At 71.6% G+C, this 17,894-nt stretch carries 16 protein-coding genes; 6 read left to right on the forward strand and 10 right to left on the reverse strand.

Annotated features, from left to right (window positions below; genetic code table 11):
* Positions 1 to 41 precede the first annotated feature (41 nt).
* Both QQA02_RS06715 and QQA02_RS06720 read right to left on the reverse strand, forming a co-directional pair.
* Positions 42 to 2,243 (reverse strand): transglycosylase domain-containing protein, encoded by a 2,202-nt coding sequence (locus QQA02_RS06715; RefSeq protein WP_502870981.1) that lies wholly within the window; start codon positions 2,241 to 2,243, stop codon positions 42 to 44.
* 117 nt (positions 2,244 to 2,360) lie between these two features.
* The gene (locus QQA02_RS06720) at positions 2,361 to 2,726 is read right to left on the reverse strand and encodes a DUF5318 family protein (protein WP_284776139.1); all 366 of its coding nucleotides are present in this window, start codon (positions 2,724 to 2,726) and stop codon (positions 2,361 to 2,363) included.
* A 324-nt stretch (positions 2,727 to 3,050) separates the two neighbouring features.
* Here QQA02_RS06720 and QQA02_RS06725 point away from each other — a divergent pair, with 324 nt between their 5' ends.
* The 3 genes from QQA02_RS06725 to QQA02_RS06735 all read left to right on the forward strand — a co-directional run bounded on the left by QQA02_RS06725 (position 3,051) and on the right by QQA02_RS06735 (position 5,448).
* Positions 3,051 to 3,512, forward strand: coding sequence for a MarR family winged helix-turn-helix transcriptional regulator (locus QQA02_RS06725; RefSeq protein ID WP_284776137.1), 462 nt, complete (start codon positions 3,051 to 3,053; stop codon positions 3,510 to 3,512).
* A gap of 203 nt (positions 3,513 to 3,715) precedes the next feature.
* Positions 3,716 to 4,693, forward strand: coding sequence for a universal stress protein (locus QQA02_RS06730; protein ID WP_284776135.1), 978 nt, complete (start codon positions 3,716 to 3,718; stop codon positions 4,691 to 4,693).
* A 239-nt stretch (positions 4,694 to 4,932) separates the two neighbouring features.
* Positions 4,933 to 5,448: a hypothetical protein gene (locus tag QQA02_RS06735; protein WP_284776133.1), complete on the forward strand. Its 516-nt coding sequence runs from the start codon at positions 4,933 to 4,935 to the stop codon at positions 5,446 to 5,448.
* Positions 5,449 to 5,627: 179 nt separating this feature from the next.
* On the opposite strand, the gene QQA02_RS06740 is transcribed toward QQA02_RS06735, so the two are convergent.
* The 4 genes from QQA02_RS06740 to dps all read right to left on the reverse strand — a co-directional run bounded on the left by QQA02_RS06740 (position 5,628) and on the right by dps (position 8,865).
* The gene (locus tag QQA02_RS06740) at positions 5,628 to 6,029 is read right to left on the reverse strand and encodes an antibiotic biosynthesis monooxygenase family protein (protein WP_284776131.1); all 402 of its coding nucleotides are present in this window, start codon (positions 6,027 to 6,029) and stop codon (positions 5,628 to 5,630) included.
* A gap of 52 nt (positions 6,030 to 6,081) precedes the next feature.
* Positions 6,082 to 6,498, reverse strand: a complete 417-nt coding sequence (gene panD / locus QQA02_RS06745; RefSeq protein ID WP_284776129.1) for an aspartate 1-decarboxylase — start codon at positions 6,496 to 6,498, stop codon at positions 6,082 to 6,084.
* Positions 6,499 to 6,679: 181 nt separating this feature from the next.
* The gene (locus tag QQA02_RS06750; protein WP_284776127.1) at positions 6,680 to 8,170 is read right to left on the reverse strand and encodes a DUF1846 domain-containing protein; all 1,491 of its coding nucleotides are present in this window, start codon (positions 8,168 to 8,170) and stop codon (positions 6,680 to 6,682) included.
* Between the two features lie 203 nt (positions 8,171 to 8,373).
* Complete coding sequence (gene dps, locus QQA02_RS06755) at positions 8,374 to 8,865, reverse strand: DNA starvation/stationary phase protection protein Dps (RefSeq protein WP_075664716.1); 492 nt, start codon at positions 8,863 to 8,865, stop codon at positions 8,374 to 8,376.
* 330 nt (positions 8,866 to 9,195) lie between these two features.
* Between dps and QQA02_RS06760 the strand changes: the two genes are divergently transcribed.
* Positions 9,196 to 10,080 (forward strand): Fpg/Nei family DNA glycosylase, encoded by an 885-nt coding sequence (locus QQA02_RS06760; protein ID WP_284776125.1) that lies wholly within the window; start codon positions 9,196 to 9,198, stop codon positions 10,078 to 10,080.
* A gap of 40 nt (positions 10,081 to 10,120) precedes the next feature.
* Here QQA02_RS06760 and QQA02_RS06765 read toward each other — a convergent pair whose 3' ends face one another.
* Complete coding sequence (locus QQA02_RS06765; protein WP_284776123.1) at positions 10,121 to 10,762, reverse strand: VanZ family protein; 642 nt, start codon at positions 10,760 to 10,762, stop codon at positions 10,121 to 10,123.
* Between the two features lie 797 nt (positions 10,763 to 11,559).
* Here QQA02_RS06765 and QQA02_RS06770 point away from each other — a divergent pair.
* Positions 11,560 to 13,125, forward strand: a complete 1,566-nt coding sequence (locus QQA02_RS06770; RefSeq protein ID WP_284863793.1) for an NAD(P)H-hydrate dehydratase — start codon at positions 11,560 to 11,562, stop codon at positions 13,123 to 13,125.
* Between the two features lie 88 nt (positions 13,126 to 13,213).
* Here the strand turns inward: QQA02_RS06770 and QQA02_RS06775 are convergent, their stop codons facing one another.
* Positions 13,214 to 14,728, reverse strand: a complete 1,515-nt coding sequence (locus tag QQA02_RS06775) for an FMN-binding glutamate synthase family protein (RefSeq protein WP_284775876.1) — start codon at positions 14,726 to 14,728, stop codon at positions 13,214 to 13,216.
* Between the two features lie 239 nt (positions 14,729 to 14,967).
* Positions 14,968 to 16,095, reverse strand: coding sequence for a DNA glycosylase AlkZ-like family protein (locus QQA02_RS06780; RefSeq protein WP_284775874.1), 1,128 nt, complete (start codon positions 16,093 to 16,095; stop codon positions 14,968 to 14,970).
* A 208-nt stretch (positions 16,096 to 16,303) separates the two neighbouring features.
* Between QQA02_RS06780 and QQA02_RS06785 the strand changes: the two genes are divergently transcribed.
* Positions 16,304 to 16,858 carry a hypothetical protein gene (locus QQA02_RS06785; RefSeq protein ID WP_284775873.1) on the forward strand — a complete coding sequence of 185 codons (555 nt, stop codon included), beginning with the start codon at positions 16,304 to 16,306 and terminating at the stop codon, positions 16,856 to 16,858.
* 235 nt (positions 16,859 to 17,093) lie between these two features.
* Here QQA02_RS06785 and QQA02_RS06790 read toward each other — a convergent pair whose 3' ends face one another.
* The gene (locus tag QQA02_RS06790; RefSeq protein WP_284775870.1) at positions 17,094 to 17,888 is read right to left on the reverse strand and encodes a DUF364 domain-containing protein; all 795 of its coding nucleotides are present in this window, start codon (positions 17,886 to 17,888) and stop codon (positions 17,094 to 17,096) included.
* Positions 17,889 to 17,894 lie beyond the last annotated feature (6 nt).

The following is a 17,894-nucleotide window of genomic DNA, read 5'->3' on the forward strand; positions in this document are numbered from 1 at the left end:
GCGCCGCGCCGCCGCGCCCGGCGCGGGGCTCGACGTCTCACTCAGAACGGCAGCAGCTCCTCGGGCACCTCGAGCTCGGGCAGCTCCGGCGGGGCCGGCTGGTCGCCGTTGGGGTCACCGCCGGGCACCGGCTCCGGCGCCGGGCCGGGCTCGGGCGCGGGCTCCGGCTCCGTGGCCTCCGGCGAGGGCGCCTCGCTGGTCGGGGTGGCCGAGCCGGTGTCGGCCTGGGTGGCCGGCGGCGTGTAGGCCGTGTTGTAGTTGCCCTCGCCCCAGGTGACGGGCTTGGCCTGCGGGAAGCTCTCGATCTCCTGGTTCTGGAGGGCGCCGTCCATGGTGGACTTCCAGATGTCCGAGGGCATCCCGGAGCCGTACATGTAGATCGGCGAGTTGTCCACGGTGCCCACCCACACGGCGGTGGACAGCTGCGGGGTCGAGCCGATCATCCAGGCGTCCTTGTTGCTGCCCGTGTCGCCGAGCTGCGTGGTGCCGGTCTTGGCGGCCGAGGGCCGGCCGTTGGCCAGCACGTGGCCGTTGGAGTAGGCCGCGATCGGCTGCATGGCCTGGATGACGTTGTCGGCCACGGTCTCGTTGACGCGGCGCTCGCCGCCCTTGTCCTCGAACTCGTAGAGGACCTCGCCGGTGGCCGTCTCGACCTTGCTGACGAAGTGGGGCTGCTGCCAGACACCGCGGTTGGTCAGGGTGCCCAGCGCGACGGCCATGTCGAGCGGGCGGGACTGGTACTGGCCGAGCACGATGCCCTCGTAGGGGGTCTGGCCGTTCTCGGTCAGGGTCTCCGGCACGCCCGGGATCGAGCGGGCCACGCCCAGGGCGTGGGCCATGTCCGCGGTGTCCTGGGTCTTGTTCTCCAGGTCGTCCTGCAGGCGGATGAAGCTGGTGTTCAGCGAGCGCTTGAGCGCCTCGGAGATCGAGCAGGTGCCGCAGCTCTCGCCGCCGACGTTGCCGACGGGGATGCCGCCGGGCAGGGTCACCGGCTCCGAGGAGTACGCCGCCGACAGCGGGATGCCCTGCTGCAGGGCGGCGGCCAGGCCGAAGATCTTGAAGGTCGAGCCGGTCTGCAGGCCGGCGTTGGCGTAGTCCCAGCCGGAGGGGTCCTCGCCGCCGTAGTAGGCGCGCACGGCACCGGAGCGCGGGTCGACGGAGACCACGGCGGTGCGCAGGCTCTCGGCGGCGCCCTCCATGTTGCCGTAGACGGCGTCGAGGGCGGCCTGCTGGGCCTGCGGGTCGATCGTGGTGGTCACACGCAGACCGCGGGTGGTCACGTCCTCCTCGGTCAGGCCGACGGTCTCCAGCTCGGAGATGACCTGGTTCTTGATCATACCGTTGGGCCCGGAGGCCTCGGTGTACGCGGAGTAGTTCGCCGGGTCCTGGACCTCGGGGTAGACGGCGGCGGCGCGCTGCTCGGCGGGGATGGTGCCGGACTCGACCATCCCGTCCATGACGTAGTTCCAGCGGGCCTCGGACTCCTCGCGGTTGACCCACGGGTCCAGCTCGCTGGGCCGCTGGATGGCCGCGGCGAGCACCGCGCCCTCCTCCGACGTCAGGTCGGAGACGTGCTTGTCGAAGTAGGCGTTGGCCGCGGCCTCCACGCCGTAGGCGTTGCGCCCGAAGTAGACGGTGTTGAGGTAGGCGGCCAGCACCTCCTCCTTGGTCCACTCGTTGGCCATCTTGGTGGAGTAGACCAGCTCGCGGGCCTTGCGCGCCAGGGAGTGCTCGTTGCCCACCAGCGCGTTCTTGACGTACTGCTGGGTGATCGTCGAGCCGCCGCCGGCGGAGGCGTCACCGGTGATCTGGCCGAGCACCGCGCGGCCGAAGCCGGTGATCGAGAAGCCCGGGTTGGTCCAGAACTCCCGGTCCTCGGCGGCGAGCACCGCGTCCTGCACACCCTGCGGGATCTCCTCCAGGGCGACCTGGCGGCGGTTGCCGTCCGGCGGCACGATGCGCGCCAGCTCGGTCTCGTTGTCGGCGGCGTAGATCTGCGAGACCTGCGCGCTCGTCAGCTCCTCCGGCTCGGGCACGTCCGCAAGCAGGTAGGCGACCATGAAGCCGAGGATCGGCAGGATGACGACGGCGGCCAGGATGCCGCCGGTCCACTTCACCCAGCTGCCGCGCCCGCCGCCGGGCTTCTCGAGGCTACGCGCGCCGCCCTTGCGACGGCCTTCCTTCGCCCTGGACGTCGCCGGCGTAGCGCCGGGCCTGTTCTCTTCTGACACGTTGGTCCCCATCACTTCGCACGGCACGACGCGCGGGCCGGGGCCCCGGCGCGCCGTGTACACACTTCCCCCAAGAGATTACGTCCCCCTTTCCGTGGGGTCGAACGGCGGCACCACGGCGCGCGCCGCTCAGCGCTGAGGTACCGCGACCCCTGACTCGAGAAGGTGATTCCAGACACACCGCGGGCAGACCTCCACGAGGTGGACGCCGACCTCCCCCAGCTCGGCGACGAGCGCCTCGAGCTCCCGACGCCCGCGCGCGGTCCCGGCGCGCTCGCCGAGTTCGTCGCCGTAGACGAAGCGCACCTCGCGAAGCTCGTCCGAGCCGCACACCGGGCAGGCCCGGCCGGCCTCCCGGCCGTGGAAGCGTGCGGCGGCGACCAGGCGCGCGTCGGCGCCACAGGCCGCCTGCCTGCGCAGTTGCCCGTCGCGCAGCGCCGCGAGCACGCGCGCGCGACGCACCCGGTGGCTGACGGGACGGACGATCTCGAACATGCCCACCAGCCTAACCCCGTGTGCGTACCCGCCCCCTTTGCTTGACGACGTCCCGCTCGCCGACGCCTGCGCACACCCCGTCGCCGTGGGCGCGGGCGCCGCCCGGAGGGCGGCGCAGGGGGGCGCCTGCGGCGCCCCCTTTAAACGGTGCGGGAACCGGGCGCGGCGGCCGGCGGGGCGTCGGCAAGCGGGGGTGAGCAGGGGAGGCTTTTGCGGGGCAACCTGAAATTAGATAGGCATACTGTAGGAAATGTAGTATTCAGGTGATCGCCGCCGCCCCCGGTCCCCGCGCGGCGCGGCACCCGTCGACGTCGAAGGTAGGGCATGAACGCTTTGACCCCCGAGATTATCGCCCGGCGAATGCGTCCGGCGCTGACCAAGCTGTACGTGATGTACTTCCGGGTCGCGGAGCAGTCGGACCTGACCGGGCCGCAGCTGTCCATCCTGTCGCGGCTCTCGGAGAACGGCCCCTCGCGCATCAGCCAGATCGCCCGCGAGGAGGGCATCCGCATGCCCACCGCCTCGAACGCGCTGCACCAGCTCGAGCAGCGCGGCATGGTCGAGCGCCTGCGCGACACCACCGACCGCCGCGGCGTGCGCGTGCGTCTGACCGACCACGGCGCCGAGGAGCTCAAGCGCGTCGGCGAGGAGCGCAACGCCTACTTCGCCGACCTCCTGCGCAGCCTCGACGAGAAGGACCTCGAGGTCGCCGACCAGGCCGCCGACGTGATCAACCGGCTGGCCGAGGCCTACGGCAACCGCGTCGGGGACTCCGGCAACCACTAGGGGCTGAGCGCGGGGGCTGCGGCCGGATGGTGCGGCCGGGCCCTGCGGGGCGAAAAAGTGGACGCCTCTGGCACGGGGGCGGTGCGCGCCCGCGTAATCTGAGGCCAGGCGGAGTCGTACCCGCGACCTTCCGCGCGCCGGTGCCGGGGTGAGTGCCCCGCCGCGGCGACCTCCACTTTCCCGACACATCAAACACCTCACGTATGGCAGACGCTTCCGGGTCGGAGATCCGACCCACCCAGTTGACTGAGCCGGACGACCGGTCCACCCGCGTCCTCATCGCACTGCGACCGGACTCGCAGCCGCGCGACGCCGTCGAGTTCGCGGCCTGGCTGGGCCGCACCGCGCCCGTGACCGTGCGGGCGGTGACCACGTTCGTGCGCCCCTGGCCGGCGACCTCTCTGAAGAAGATGGGCGGCAAGTACGGCAAGTGGTTCTCCCGGGAGGCCAAAGCCGCCCGCCGCCGCGTCGAGCAGGCCCTTTCCGAGTCCGGCATCCCCGAGGAGATGTGGGACGACAAGGTCGCCGTCTTCGCCGACGGCCCCTCCGAGCACGCGCTGATCACCGCCGCGGCCGAGGACTTCGACGCCGACGTCATCGCGCTGGACTCCGACGCGACCGCGCCGAAGGGCCGGTTCTTCGTCAGCTCCACCGCCGACGCCCTGCTGCACTCCTCGCCGCGGCCGGTGTGCCTGTCCCCCCGCAAGGTCAAGCTGTCCAAGAAGGGCGTGCGCCGGGTCAACTTCGCCTTCCTCGAGGGCGAGTTCGACCCGGAGGACCCCGCGCTGCTGCGCTCAGCCGGCCGGGCCCGGGCGTGGGGCGTGCCGCTGCGCGTGCTCGCCTTCTCCCCCACCGGGATCTCCGACACCCCGCTCGAGGACAGCCTGGATCTCTCCCGCGAGCTCTCCGCGGACTGGCGGGAGCACTCGCTGGCGATGCTCGACCGGGTGCGCGACCGCATCGCCGCGGCGATGCCGGACCTGGAGCTGGAGAGCTCCGTGGCCACCGGCAACGGCTGGGGCGGCGCCGTCGACGCGCTGAAGTGGAAGAAGGGCGACCTGCTGTGCCTGGCGTCGAACCCGCTGGGCCCCTTCGAGCGGGTCTTCGTGGGCTCGGCGACCTCGGCGTTTTTGCCGCACGTCGGCGTGCCGGTGGTCATCTTCCCGATGCGGCGGTCGTAACCGCCGGCCGAGCCGGCGGGGCGGCGCGCACTCCGCGATCCCGCTGCCCGGCGCCGGCCGTTCCCGATCCTCCCCGCCGACCCAGCAAGGCCCCGTATAGCAAGGGCACGCTTTGCCGGGTCGAAATCCGCCCTTGCTTTACGCGGCCTTGCCGGGTGGACGCCCTCTGTGCCGTACGCGGGGAGTTCCGGGTACCGGGTGGCCTTGACATGCCCGGGGTGTGGGTAGAATCCGGGGGTATGAGTGAGGAAGATTTCTCCTGGCGCCGCGGGCGGGAACGCGAGCGTGAGCACCCGGAGAATGACCTGATCGCGGACGCGGACCGCTACAACAAACCGCGCCCTGAGGCGCACAGCTTCGACGAGCTCGCCGACGAGCCGGACCCGTACCTGCAGGCGCAGGCCAACCGCCGCTCCACCCGCCAGGCGTGGCTGTGGTTCGCCGGCACCGTCATCCTGTCCTTACTGGTGTCCTTCGTGCTGGCCATGACCTCCCGGCTCAGCGGCGGCGAGTACTGCGAGGCCGGGCTCAACACGTGGCTGTGCTCCCGGCGCTGGGAGCTGATCTGGTCGCTGGGCTCGTGCGTGGTGCCGATCGGTGGGATGATCGGCTGCGGCATCATCATGGTGCGCAAGCTGCAGCGCTACATCCGCTGGGGCAGCTGGATGGGCGCGTTCTGGTTCCTGGTGCCGCACGCGATGCTGTGGATGACCACGGTCGGCCAGGTCGCGATCCTGGGCACTCACCCGGCCTAGAGCCCGCAAGCCCCCCCGGCGCCGGCCTAGAGTCTGCAGCGCCGGCCCCGACCCAGAGCCGTCGGGCACAACGCAGCCCCCGTGCGGGAGAGCATCCCGGACGGGGGCTGAGGTCTGCGCCGGGCGGTCCCGGCGCGGCGCCGCGATCGGGCGCCGGCCGGCACAGCTGCGGGGAGCGCCTACTTGGTGGAGTCGAGGACCACGTCGAACTCGAGGACCTCGGACTTCACGGCCGCGGGGCGGCGGGCGGTGTCACCGGACTCCGAGGACTCGGAGGCGCCGTGGGACTCGCCGCCGGAAGCGTGGACGTCGTGGGTGCCGTGGCCGGTCTTGTTCGCGTCGGCGACGTCGCCGTGGCTGTGGGCGAAGTCCTGGCCGTGGACCCAGTCGTCGTAGGACTTCTCGTCGGCCCACCAGGTGACCACGAAGTAGCGGTCCTCACCGGCGGTCGGGCGCAGCAGCTGGAAGCCCTCGAAACCGGGCTGGTCGTCGACGGCGTGCAGGCGGTGGCTGAAACGCTGCTCGAGCGTCTCTCCGGCGCCCTCGGGAACGGTCAGTGCGTTGATCTTGACGATACTCATGCCTCCGAGACTACCTGCGCGGGCGCCCTCGAGGCAGGGCCCGCGGAACCGGCTACCGGGTCGAGACCTGGTCGCTCGCCCCGGGCACGGCCTTGGCGGGGTCGTTGCCGACGGCCACGATGCGGTTGTCCGCGTCGACGTGCACGATCTTCGGCTCCCAGGCACGCACCTCCTCCTCGGTGCCCTGCACGTAGCTCATGACGATCACGAGGTCACCGGGCTTGACCAGGTGCGCGGCCGCGCCGTTGATGCAGATGCGCCCGTCGCCGGCGGCCTCGGGGGCGTCGGGGATGACGTAGGTCTCGAGGCGGTTGCCGTTCTCGATGTCGACGACGGCGACCTTCTCACCCTCGATGAGCCCCGCGGCGTCGCAGAGCTCGGGGTCGATGGTGATCGAGCCGACGTAGTGCAGGTCGGCCTGGGTGACGGTGGCGCGGTGGATCTTCGCGCCGAGGACGGTTCGCAGCATGGTTGTCCTTTGTGGTCGGGGCCGGGGCGCGCGCCCCGAAACGCCGCTAATGGTAGTGCGCGTCACCCATAAGGGGACAATTGACGACGTCGCGCGCCCCCGGCGCGCGGTTCCCGCGCCGTGGCTGCGCGGTACCGCCCACGGGGATGGGCGCGGCGTCGTCAATCGAGGGCGCGGGCGCCTAGCTCTTGCGGTAGAGCTGCTTCTTCCAGTACTTCGGCTCGCTGGTGACCTGCATGTTCAGGCTGCGGAAGATGCCGGAGTCGACGGAGCCGAGGATGGTGGTGGTGTGCACGTCGCAGCCGGCGAGGTTCTGCAGCTCGGCGAGCGCGCGGCGGGCCTCCTCGGAGGCGGCGGCGGAGACCGACAGGGCGATGAGCACCTCGTCGGTGTGCAGGCGCGGGTTGCGCGAGCCGAGGTGCTCGGTCTTGAGCGTCTGGATCGGCTCGATGGCCTCCGGGGAGAGCAGGTGCAGCTCGCGGTCGATGCCGGCGAGGTGCTTGAGCGCGTTGATGAGCATGCCGGCCGACGGGCCGAGCAGCTGGGTGGTCTTGCCGGTGACGATGGTGCCGTCGTGCAACTGCATCGCCGCGCCCGGCTGGCCGGTCTTCTCCTCGATCGCGAGTGCCGGGGCGACCACCGCGCGGTCCGAGGTCGAGCAGCCGGCCTTGGCCATGATCACGGCGGCGCGGTCGGAAAGCGTGGTGTCCTCGGTGCCGGAGCGGGCCTCGTCGACGAGCGCCTTGTAGTAGCGGCGGATGATCTCCTGGACGGAGGCGGCACGGCAGGCGGCGTCGTCGCTGATGCAGTAGCCGGCCATGTTGACGCCCATGTCCGTCGGCGACTGGTAGGGCACGGTGCCGGTCACGCGCTCGAGCATGGACTTGAGCAGCGGGAAGGCCTCGACGTCGCGGTTGTAGTTCACGGTGGACTCGCCGTGGGCCGACAGGTGGAAGTGGTCGATGACGTTGACGTCGTCGAGGTCGATGGTGGCGGCCTCGTAGGCGAGGTTGACCGGGTGCTCCAGCGGCAGGTTCCAGATCGGGAAGGTCTCGAACTTGGCGTAGCCGGCCTTCACGCCGCGCTGGTTCTCCTGGTAGACCTGCGACAGGCAGGTCGCCAGCTTGCCGGAGCCGGGGCCCGGGGCGGTGACGACGACGAGGTCGCGGGAGGTCTCGACGAACTCGTTGCGGCCGAATCCCTCCGGGGAGACGATGCGGTCGACGTTCGAGGGGTAGCCCTCGATGACGAAGTGGCGGTGGACCTTCAGGCCCAGGTTGGTCAGGCGCTCGGCGAACTCGACGGCCTCGGCGTTGGTCTCCTCGAACTGGGTGATCACGACGTTTTCGACGAGGAAGCCGCGCTCGCGGAAGGCGTCGATGAGGCGCAACAGGTCCTCGTCGTAGCTGATGCCGAGGTCCGCGCGGACCTTCTTGCGCTGGAGGTCCTTGGCGCCGATGCAGGGCAGGATCTCGAGTTCGTCGCGCAGCTGCTCGAGCATGGCGATCTTCGTGTCCGGGTCGAAACCGGGCAGCACGCGCGAGGCGTGGAAGTCGTCGAAGAGCTTGCCGCCCATCTCCAGGTAGAGCTTTCCCCCGATGTCCCCACGGCGGGCGATGATGTGTTCTGACTGCAGGCGGATGTACTTCTGACGGTCAAATCCCAGGTCCATGGGACCTTTATTCTAGTCCAGCGCGGGGACCGCGGCGGTAATTACGGAGGTGGGGCGCGTTAAAGCGCGCGTGGGGCGCGTGAAAGCGCGCAAAAGACCCCGGGTGACCCTTCTTCAGGGTCGCCCGGGGTCTGGCGCTTCAGGCTCAGGCCGCCTCACGCCGTCACTGCCACGGCGGGCGGGCTGTCAGAGGGGAAACGGACTTAGATGTTGCCGTTCTCGTCCTCGATGTGGGCGCGCAGGAACCACTGGAACTTCTCCAGGCCGGCGGCCTCGGAGATGTAGATATCCTCGGTGATCGGGTCGATGTCGCCGGCCTCGGCCAGGGACTCGCGCAGGCGCTCGATGACGGTGGTGTACAGCTCGGCGAGCTTGCGGATGTGCGACTGGGTGTCGGCCTTGTTCAGGTCGTACTGCAGCGGGGTGCGGCCCTCGGCGTGGCCGGCCGGGGTGCCGATCGGCTCGCCACCCAGGGCGGCGATGCGCTCGGCGACCTCGTCGGCGTAACCACGGACCTCCTCGACCTGCGGGTCGATCATCTCGTGGACACCGATGAAGGACGGGCCGGTGACGTTCCAGTGCACGTGCTTCAGGATCAGGTGAAGGTCGTTGAAGTCGGTCAGACGCTCCTGCAGCCCATCAATGAGCTTCTTGGCGTCGTTTTCGTTGATTCCGGGAACAGTGAAATTCGACATGCCCTCAGTATAACGCGAGTTTGGTTTCGGGCTACGCCTCAAAGGCTTACGTAAGAAGTTAAAGGGGTGCCTAACCTGCGTTTATTGGGTTTTCGTGGTGATATGACTACATTGATAGACATTGCGAGATGTCCGGTCGGGCACTTTCAGAAATGTCCGTTTTCCCGTACTTAACGACGTCCCTTCAGCCACCCCCGTTGCGGGGTGGCCCTGGGCCGCCGGCCAGCGGGCGGGCGACCCGGGAGCGGTCGCGCGCTCGCATGGGCGCCCCGGGCACGGTCGCGTGCCCGCGCGGGCGCAGACAGTCATGCGAGAACGAAAGGAGCCGTGATGCCGGAGGGACACGTCATCCACCGCCTCGCGAGTCAGTTGACCGAGGCGTTCGGCGGCCGCGAGGTGGAGGTCTCCTCGCCGCAGGGCCGCTTCGCCGCCGAGGCCGCGCAGCTCGATGGCACGGTGCTGCGCTCCGCCGAGGCGTGGGGCAAGCACCTCTTCATCGACTTCTCCCCCGCCGCGTCGACTGCGGACGGCGCGCCCGCCGACGCCGCCGCGCCCGTCGGCTCCGGCACCCGGCTCCCCCGCTCCGTCGTGCACATCCACCTGGGGCTGATCGGCAAGTTCAACCTCTCCCCCTTCGCCGAGCCGGTCGGCCAGGTCCGGCTGCGCATCGGCGACGCGGACGAGACGGTGGCCGCCGACCTGCACGGCCCGCAGTGGTGCCGCCTGCTCAGCGTCCCGGAGAAGGAGGCCGAGATCGCCAAGCAGGGCGCCGACCCCCTGCGCGCCGACGCCGACCCCTCTGCGACTTTCGCCAAGGTGGCCCGCTCCCGGCGTGCCATCGGGGCACTCCTGATGGACCAGAAGCTCTTCGCCGGGGTGGGCAACATCTACCGCGCCGAGACCCTCTTCCGCCTCGGCGTCTCCCCCTTCACCCCGGGCCGTGACGTGCCCGCCCCCGTACTCAAGGCGATCTGGGCGGACCTGGTCGAGCTCATGGCCGTCGGAGTGGACCGCGGCCGCATCGACACGGTGCGCCCCGAGCACACCCCCGAGGCCATGCACCGCGCCCCGCGCAAGGACGACCACGGCGGCGAGGTCTACGTCTACCGCCGCGCCGGCCAGCCCTGCCTGGTCTGCGGCACCCCGGTCGAGCAGAGGGTGATGGACGGCCGCAACCTCTTCTGGTGCCCGTCCTGCCAGCCCGACCGGCGCTGAAGACCGGCGCGCCCCCGGCGCGCCGCCCACGCCGGGCCTGTCAGTTCGCGCCGGGGGCGGGTGGCGCGGGCGTCGTCAATTGGCGGGCGGAGGCGGTCTCGACGACCTTGTCCGGGTCGCCGAGGCGCTGGCCGAGCAGCACCAGCACCACGAAGGCGACCACGGCCGCCGCCGTGACCAGCACGAGCAGCCAGCGCCACCGTCGCCCGCCGAGGCCGGCGAGCCACACGCCGAGCACCGCGCCGAGGGTGTTGAAGATCAGGTCGTCGACGTCCGTGCGCCCGAGGCCGAAGATGAACTGCGAGACCTCGATGCACAGCGAGAACGCGAATCCCGTCCACACCGCGACACGCAGGGGGTTGAGCGTGGCGAGCCGGCCGCCGCGGGCCGCTGCGTTGTAGGCGATACGCTCGACCGCGATGGCGACCAGCCAGCCGACGGGCACGAAGAAGGCGAGGTTGCCCACGGCGTCGAAGATCGGGGAGAACCAGGTCTTCGCGGTGAAGAAGTCCTCGAAGGGGATCAGCCGCAGCTCACGGACGCGCTGCTTCTCCGGGTTCCACAGGTAGCCGATCGCGAAGAACGCCTTGAGCGTGGTCAGCGAAAGGACGACCGCCGCGTACGGCAGCAGGCATGCGATCACGGGCCCGAGCGGCAGCGGGCGGTGAGCGGGTCTGGACATGGGGCACAGCTTAGCGGCGTCGCGGGGTGGCGGTCGGATGCCGAGCTGGTGCGCTCGTCTGGGCTGGGGAGGGTGGCTGGCTAGTCGCCGGGGCGGGTGTTGGGGCGGTCTCCGGGGCCGATGTCAGAGTGTGCGACCGCGGCGTCGCGCATTCTGCCCCCCGATTTTCGGCGAGGCTGTGACTTGCGTGTTTTCGCATAACGGTCGTGGGACCGTCAGAGTGTGCGACCGATCCGTCGCACTATCTGACACCTGCCAGCCCTCCTGAGCACCTCCCGGCACCTCCGGCGCTTCCGGTGCCTCCCGCCGTCGCGGCGACCCCTAGAAACCACCCCGCGCACCGCACGACAGAAAAACCCCGGACCGTCACCCGCGTGGGATTTCGGACCGGGGTTTTTTGCACTGCACGACCCAAGGTGGACGCACTCACTGTGGTTTCCCGTTCGATCAGGTTCCCGAGGACCTCTCCGGCAGTCCCCGTTGCACTGATCTAAGAACAGGTTATCCTTACCTCTTTCGATTGACTAGGGCTAAGCCGAATTCTCACGTCGATTTTCGATCACCCCAGGTCACAGCGTTTTCTTTCGCCCCCACCCGGGGGTAGGATTGCCTAATCTCTCTTTTTCGCCGGGGTTCCGGGGCGGTGCCACTCCCCCTGCCGGGGCGGTGCCGCTCCCCCGCCGGATCGGGCGCCGCGGACAGGCCTCCCCGACCCCCGCCGACAGGCCGCCCCGACCCCCGCGGGCCAGCGTTCTCCACCCCGCCGCGGCGCGCCCAACCCCCGTAAGGTCGGGATTATGGAGCAGCTCTACACCGTCGAACAGGTCCGCACCGCCGAACGTCCCCTGCTTGACGCCCAGACCGAGCCGGACGAGCTCATGCGGGAGGCCGCCGCGGCCGTCGCCGCCACGGCCCACGACATGCTCACCGGCCTCGTCGGCGAGCGCGCCGGCCGCGTCGTCCTGCTCGTCGGCTCCGGCGGCAACGGCGGCGACGCCCTCTACGCCGGCGCCCGCCTCCGGCTCGACGGCCACCGGGTCGCGGCCGTCCTTCTCGGCTCCCACCCGCACGAGCGCGCCCTGCAGGCCCTGCGCGACGCCGGCGGCGAGGTCCTCGAGCACCCCGGCGACGACACCGCCCACTCCCCCGTCCTCGACGTCGACCTCGCCGTCGACGGCATCACCGGCATCGGCGGGCGGCCCGGCCTGCGCCCCGACGCCGCGGCCGTGGTCGCCGGTCTCGCGGCCAACCGCGTGCCGGTCATCTCCGTCGACGTGCCTTCAGGAATCGCCGCCGACACCGCCGAGCGCCTCGAGGCCGACCTGGAGACCGGCGCGCCGCGCCACGTCACCGCGACCGTGACCGTCACCTTCGGCGGCCTGCGCCGCGTCCACGCGCTCACCTCGGCCTGCGGCGAGGTGCTGCTCGCCGACATCGGGCTCGGCGGCAGGATGCTCTCCGGGCCCCTGGCTGAGCAGCCGATTTCCGACGACGAGTTCCTCACCCGTGCCGTCGACCGTCCCACATTCCGGTGGTCGGCGTCGAACCCGGCACGCCCGGTCGCCGCCCACCGGCTCCTCGACGCGGTGGAACCCGGAGCCGGCGACGACAAGTACACCGGCGGGGTCACCGGCATCGCAGCCGGCTCCGCGAAGTACCCGGGCGCCGGGGTGCTGGCCACCGAGGGCGCGCTGCGGGCCACCCCGGCGATGGTGCGCTACGCCGGTTCCTGCCGTGGGGAGGTCGTGCGCGCCCACCCGGAGGTCGTCGCCAGTGACACCGTCGCCGCGGCCGGGCGGGTGCAGTCCTGGGTCGTCGGCCCGGGCCGCGGCACCGACGAGACCGCCCGCGCGGAACTGGCCGGACTGCTCGCACGCCCCGAGCCGCTGGTCATCGACGCCGACGCGCTCACGGTGCTGGCAGGCGACGACGCGCTCAAGCGCGACGTCGTCAAGCACGGCAACTGCCTGCTCACGCCGCACGCCGGGGAATTCGCCCGCATCGGCGGCGCGGCCGGGCCGGACCGCATCACGGCGGCGCGGGACCTTGCCCGCGAGCTCAACGCGACGGTGCTGCTCAAGGGGCGGCTGACGGTCGTGGCCTCGGCGGAGCTCGTCACGGTGGTCGGCTCCGGCCACTCGTGGGCGGCCACGCCGGGCTCGGGCGACGTGCTCTCGGGGCTGTGCGGGGCGTGGCTCGCGCGCGGCGGGCAGGTGCACGCCGCGGCGGTCACCGCGGCCGCTCTGCACGCCCGGGCGGCGTGGCTGGCGGCACAGACGCCGTTCGGGCCGGGTCCGATCGTGGCCTCGGACATCGCGGCCGCACTTCCGTGGGCGGCCGCGGAAATGGCGAACAACCATTAAGGGTCGCACCCTAGCGCCAGTTTCCGCAGGCCGGGCCCGGCGCGCAATACCGCCAGTCGCGGCGCGCAAGGCCCCCCGGAACCGGGGCTCAGAAGCTCTTCGGGTCCGCGGCCTCCCAGTCGGCGCGCCACGTCTCGGGCACCTCACCGTCGACCAGGCAACCGGGCTCGAGCCAGTCGAAGGTCTCGCCGTAGGTGCGCGAGACCCCGGCGGCGGTGTTCAGCCGGATCATGTCGGGACGCAGGTCAGCGGGCTCGCCGGCGCCCATCGCGGCCATCAGCCGCAGCGCCTCGTGGACGGTGGCCTGCTGGTAGCGCTTGACACGCATGGCCTTGTCCTCGACGTCGATGGCGCGCTCGCGGCGCGGGTCCTGGGTGGCCACGCCGACCGGGCAGGTGCCCACGTGGCAACGCTGCGCCTGGATGCAGCCGACGGCCATCATCATCGCGCGCGCCGAGTTCGTGAAGTCCGCGCCCTGGGTCAGGCGGCGCACCACGTCGTTGGCGGCGGCGACCTTGCCGGAGGCGCCGATCGCGATCTTGTCGCGCAGCCCCACGCCCACCAGCGCGTTGTGCACGAAGGTCAGCCCCTGGGTCAGCGGCAGACCGACGTGGTCCTCGAACTCCTGCGGGGCGGCGCCGGTGCCGCCCTCGGAGCCGTCGACGATGATGAAGTCCGGCAGCAGGTCGGTGGACAGCATCGCCTTGCACACCGCGAGGAACTCCCGCTTGGAGCCGACGCAGAGCTTGAAGCCGGCGGGTTTGCCGCCGGAGGCCTTGCGCATCAGGTCGACGAACTCGAGCAGGCCCTCGGGGGTGTCGAAGACGGTGTGGCCGGCCGGGCTCAGGAAGGTCTTGCCGACGGGGATGCCGCGGATCTCGGCGACCTCCTCAGTGACCTTGGAGCCCGGAAGCTCGCCGCCGAGGCCCGGCTTGGCGCCCTGGGAGAGCTTGAGCGAGACCATCTTGACCTGCGGGTCCCGGGCCTTCTCGGCGAAGACCTTCTCGTCGAAGCCGCCCTCGGGGGTGCACGCACCGAAGTAGCCGGTGCCCAGCTCCCAGACGAGGTCGCCGCCGTAGGTGCGGTGGTACGGCGAGATCGCGCCCTCGCCGGTGTCGTGGGCGAACCCGCCCATCGCCGCGCCCTTGTTGAGCGCCTGGATCGCGCGTCCGGACAGCGAGCCGAAGCTCATCGCCGAGACGTTGAGCAGCGCCATGTCGTAGGGCTGGGTGCACCTGTCGCCGCCGATGTGCACCCGCGGCGGGGTCTCGGGGACCTCGACAGGGCGCATGGAGTGCACGAAGGTCCGATGACCGGGGGAGCTGACGTCCTCTTCGGTGCCGAAGGCCTTGGTGGAGGTCTGCCCCTTGGCCCGCGAGTAGATCAGGCTGCGCGTGTTGCGGTCGAAGGGCCGGCCGTCCCAGTTGCGTTCGATGAAGTACTGCTGCAGCTCGGGGCGGATCGCCTCGAGTGCGTAGCGCGCGTGCCCGAGCACCGGGTAGTTGCGCAGGATGGAGTGCTTGGGCTGGCGGTAGTCGCGTACCGCCAGTGCGGCGACCGCTGCCGCCGCCGCACCGAGGACGCCCGCCGTCCGCTTACCCACCGTGGATCACCTCTGGTTTTCCGGAGAAGGAGTTTGAGTTCACAGTCAACTTCCAGCTTAGTCCGGGCCAATTTCCGACGCAGACCCGGGCGCAACTCACCGCGAGTTCAGATGTGAGATGTGGGTGGATTTCCGGGGGTGTTTTCCCGCGTCAGGCGGGGCGCAGGCCGCGAGGGGGTGCGCGTCGTGGTGCGCGCTTAAGCGGCGGGGGAGACGGGGCGGCCCGGCCGGGCCCGCGGTCAGGCGGCGGGGGAGACGACCTCACCGTGGGCGACGGTGAGCTGGCCGAAGATTTCGGCCGGCAGCCCGGCGTTGGCGGGGGCGGCGGGCACGCCGCGCTCGCCGTAAAAGGCCTCGGGGCGTCCGGCCTCGCCGAGGACCAGGGAGGTGTCGGCGTAGCCGTGGACGTACTCGTCGACGGCGGGCAGCACCACGGTGCGCCGCAGCGCGCGCTTGATCTCGCCGGAGGTGACCTCGGTCTGCCAGTCGGCCATCCACCGGCCCCGGCGCACGCCGGCCTCGAAGCCGGGGGCGGCCTCGCACGCGGCGTCGGCGCCCGTCACCGTGACGGAACCGCCGGGGGTTAACTCGCACGCGGCGTCGGCAGTCGTCTCGTCCTGAGCGGGGGAGAAGGGCACCACGCCCTCGGCGGCGTCGACGGCGTGGGCGGCCACGGCGGGGCTCAGGCCCGCCCACCAGGCCAGATCCGCGGCGTCGGCGGGGCCGTGCGAGCGCAGGAAGCGCGCGGCGAGCTCGGCGAGGGCGGCGTCGCCGGCGAGCTCGCGCTGGGCGACGGGCAGCGAGTCGACGTGGGCGTAGGTGGCCTCCCGGCGGGTGGCGCCGCAGACGACCTCGGGCTCGCGCGAGAGCATGGTCAGCAGGTGGGGGCCACGGCCGCCGTCGGGGTCGACGCCGTGCTCCGCGAGCAGCGCGAAGGCCTCGGCGGAGTGCAGAGGGTCGGCGAACGGGCGCTCGCGAAGCTCGGCGAGGAGCACACCGCGGGCGGTCTCGATGTCCGCGGCGTCGAGGTCGAGCAGGCGGGCGCGGGCGAGGTCGGCCAGGTGGGCGCCGGCAGAGGTCAGCGTGGCGCTGAGCCAGCGGGCGTCCTCCGCGGCGACGAGCACGGGGCTGCCCCAGCCGGTGCGGGTGCGCACGATGTGCCCGGCGCGCACCCCGTCGAGGACGTCCTCGGGGCGGCAGCCGGCGCGTTCGGCCAGCGCGTTGACGCCGGGCCAGAAGCGGCGGGCGCGCAGGGCGAGCAGTTCTCGGAGCACCTCGACGGGGCCCGCCGTCGACGGCCGCGCGGCGGAACCGGCGAGATGCTGGGCGACGAGGCGCCGCGCGCGGATCTCTCGGTTCATATCCATGTGTGCAAGTGTAGCTGTGGCTGCCCTTACCTTAAAGGCGGTGGCGGAGAGGGTGGGGGAGTGGCGGCATGGGACCGGCGCGGGGCGCAGTGGTGGCGCGGTGGCGGGCCCGGACGTCATCGCGAGCCGACTCGACGGATCGAACGAGTGTGCGCGGGGGCGCGGCCTCGGGGCCCATCGGGTCGCGGGGGACCGGTAGCCTGCGGGTATGAGCACCAGGGATGCACACGGCGCGGCGCGGGGCGACGAGGACCCGGCGGCCGCCTACGTCGAGTACAACGACCGCCACTTCGAGAAGGGCGGCGCCGACTCGACCGCCCCGGTCAGCGCCGGGGAGGCCGCCGCCCGCCTGCGCGCCTACCGGCCGGCCGGCTGGAAGCGCGTCGCCGCGTGGGGCGCGGTGGTCATGGGCGCGATCATGCTGGTCGGCGGCGGGGGAGTGTCCAGCGAGTACCCGCAGTCCGAGGCAGTGAACAGCTGGATTGCGTCGATCTTCTACTTCCTGGCCTTCGCGGTGCCGGGGGCCTACTGGCTGTGGTGCAACCGGCGCGACACCCGGCAGGTCGCCGAGTGGGCCCGCCGGCGCAACGCCTACACCGAGGACTGGGCGCTGCTGACCGCCGACGAGCAGGAGCTCTTCGCCCGCCCCGACTCCGAGCTGCCGCTGCTGGAGAAGCGCCGGTGGGGGATCGTCGCCGTGGTGGTCGTGGTGCTGCTGGTGCTGGCCTCCCTCTTCATCCCCGACGCCGCGGGGGTTGTCTGAGGGGTCCGGGCGGGGGAGCGGGACCGGCCGGCCCCGGCACGGGTGTCAGATTGTGCGACGCCGCGGTCGCACAATCTGACGCCCCGATTTTCAGCGACGCGCTGACCTGCGGGTTTTCGCATAACGGTCGCGGGACCGTCACAGTGTGCAGCCGAGCCGTCGCACATTCTGACACCGGCGGCGGAAAAGGGCCCTGGGCGGCGCAAAAGCACCCCGACCGGCCCCGACCCGACCCCTACTCCTTCGCCCGGTTCACCTGCCGGCCGTAGCTGAAGCGCCGGCCGCCGCCGATGCCGCGCAGGCTGACCGTCAGCCGCGCGCGGTCGGTCGGCAGGAACCCCGAGAGCACGTCCACGCCGTGGTCGTAGAGCAGCCCCGTCATCGGGGTGCTCGGGCCGACCACCGCGGTCATCGCAGGCGCGGCGAGCTCCAGCAGCCGCGGCATCGTCTTGTTGACCAGCGCCGATCCGGTGATAAAGACCCAGTCCGCCCGGGGCAGCAGGAACTCGCAGGCCGAGTCCGGGTAGTCGCCACGCTGGGGGTGGCGCTCCAGGATCGCGAGGTCACAGACCGGGGCGAGCATCTCCTCGAGGCCGGGGAAGTGGCCGACCACGACGACCTTGCGCCCGGCGACGCGGTCGCGGAAGACGCGGAAGGAGTCCCCGTGGGAGCGGCCGAGCACCCGGGCGGCGCGGCCCGGGTTGAGCTCGGCGACGTCGGTGCCCACCGCACCGCCGCGGTCGGGGTGGTTGTACCAGGCGTTCATCGCGGCGACACCGATGCCGGCCTCGGTGAAGTTCCAGGACTTGGCCAGCCCGGCGGCCTCGCGCAGCGGCAGCCCGAACAGCCCGTCCATCGAGTTGAAGGACACCGGCCGCCCGTCGCCCGGGTACACCGCGGCCATGCCGACCTGCCCGTCGGAGGCCTCGACCCACGCCCAGCGGCCGGCGACCTGGTAGTCCTTGACGGTCAGGTCCGCCGGCACGCCCGCGGCGAGTTCCTCGTAGAGGGCCCAGGGGTTGGAGCTCACCGCCCA

Origin of the sequence: Corynebacterium sp. MSK006, assembly GCF_030232385.1 — a bacterium.
Taxonomy (GTDB): Bacteria; Actinomycetota; Actinomycetes; order Mycobacteriales; family Mycobacteriaceae; genus Corynebacterium; species Corynebacterium frankenforstense_A.

Excerpts from the sequence above, each read along its gene's own strand:
- QQA02_RS06715 (WP_502870981.1), bottom strand. The coding sequence starts at position 2,243 with ATGGGGACCAACGTGTCAGAAGAGAACAGGCCCGGCGCTACGCCGGCG.
- QQA02_RS06720 (WP_284776139.1), bottom strand. The coding sequence starts at position 2,726 with ATGTTCGAGATCGTCCGTCCCGTCAGCCACCGGGTGCGTCGCGCGCGC.
- QQA02_RS06725 (WP_284776137.1), top strand. The coding sequence starts at position 3,051 with ATGAACGCTTTGACCCCCGAGATTATCGCCCGGCGAATGCGTCCGGCG.
- QQA02_RS06730 (WP_284776135.1), top strand. The coding sequence starts at position 3,716 with ATGGCAGACGCTTCCGGGTCGGAGATCCGACCCACCCAGTTGACTGAG.
- QQA02_RS06735 (WP_284776133.1), top strand. The coding sequence starts at position 4,933 with ATGAGTGAGGAAGATTTCTCCTGGCGCCGCGGGCGGGAACGCGAGCGT.
- QQA02_RS06740 (WP_284776131.1), bottom strand. The coding sequence starts at position 6,029 with ATGAGTATCGTCAAGATCAACGCACTGACCGTTCCCGAGGGCGCCGGA.
- panD (WP_284776129.1), bottom strand. The coding sequence starts at position 6,498 with ATGCTGCGAACCGTCCTCGGCGCGAAGATCCACCGCGCCACCGTCACC.
- QQA02_RS06750 (WP_284776127.1), bottom strand. The coding sequence starts at position 8,170 with ATGGACCTGGGATTTGACCGTCAGAAGTACATCCGCCTGCAGTCAGAA.
- dps (WP_075664716.1), bottom strand. The coding sequence starts at position 8,865 with ATGTCGAATTTCACTGTTCCCGGAATCAACGAAAACGACGCCAAGAAG.
- QQA02_RS06760 (WP_284776125.1), top strand. The coding sequence starts at position 9,196 with ATGCCGGAGGGACACGTCATCCACCGCCTCGCGAGTCAGTTGACCGAG.
- QQA02_RS06765 (WP_284776123.1), bottom strand. The coding sequence starts at position 10,762 with ATGTCCAGACCCGCTCACCGCCCGCTGCCGCTCGGGCCCGTGATCGCA.
- QQA02_RS06770 (WP_284863793.1), top strand. The coding sequence starts at position 11,560 with ATGGAGCAGCTCTACACCGTCGAACAGGTCCGCACCGCCGAACGTCCC.
- QQA02_RS06780 (WP_284775874.1), bottom strand. The coding sequence starts at position 16,095 with ATGGATATGAACCGAGAGATCCGCGCGCGGCGCCTCGTCGCCCAGCAT.
- QQA02_RS06785 (WP_284775873.1), top strand. The coding sequence starts at position 16,304 with ATGAGCACCAGGGATGCACACGGCGCGGCGCGGGGCGACGAGGACCCG.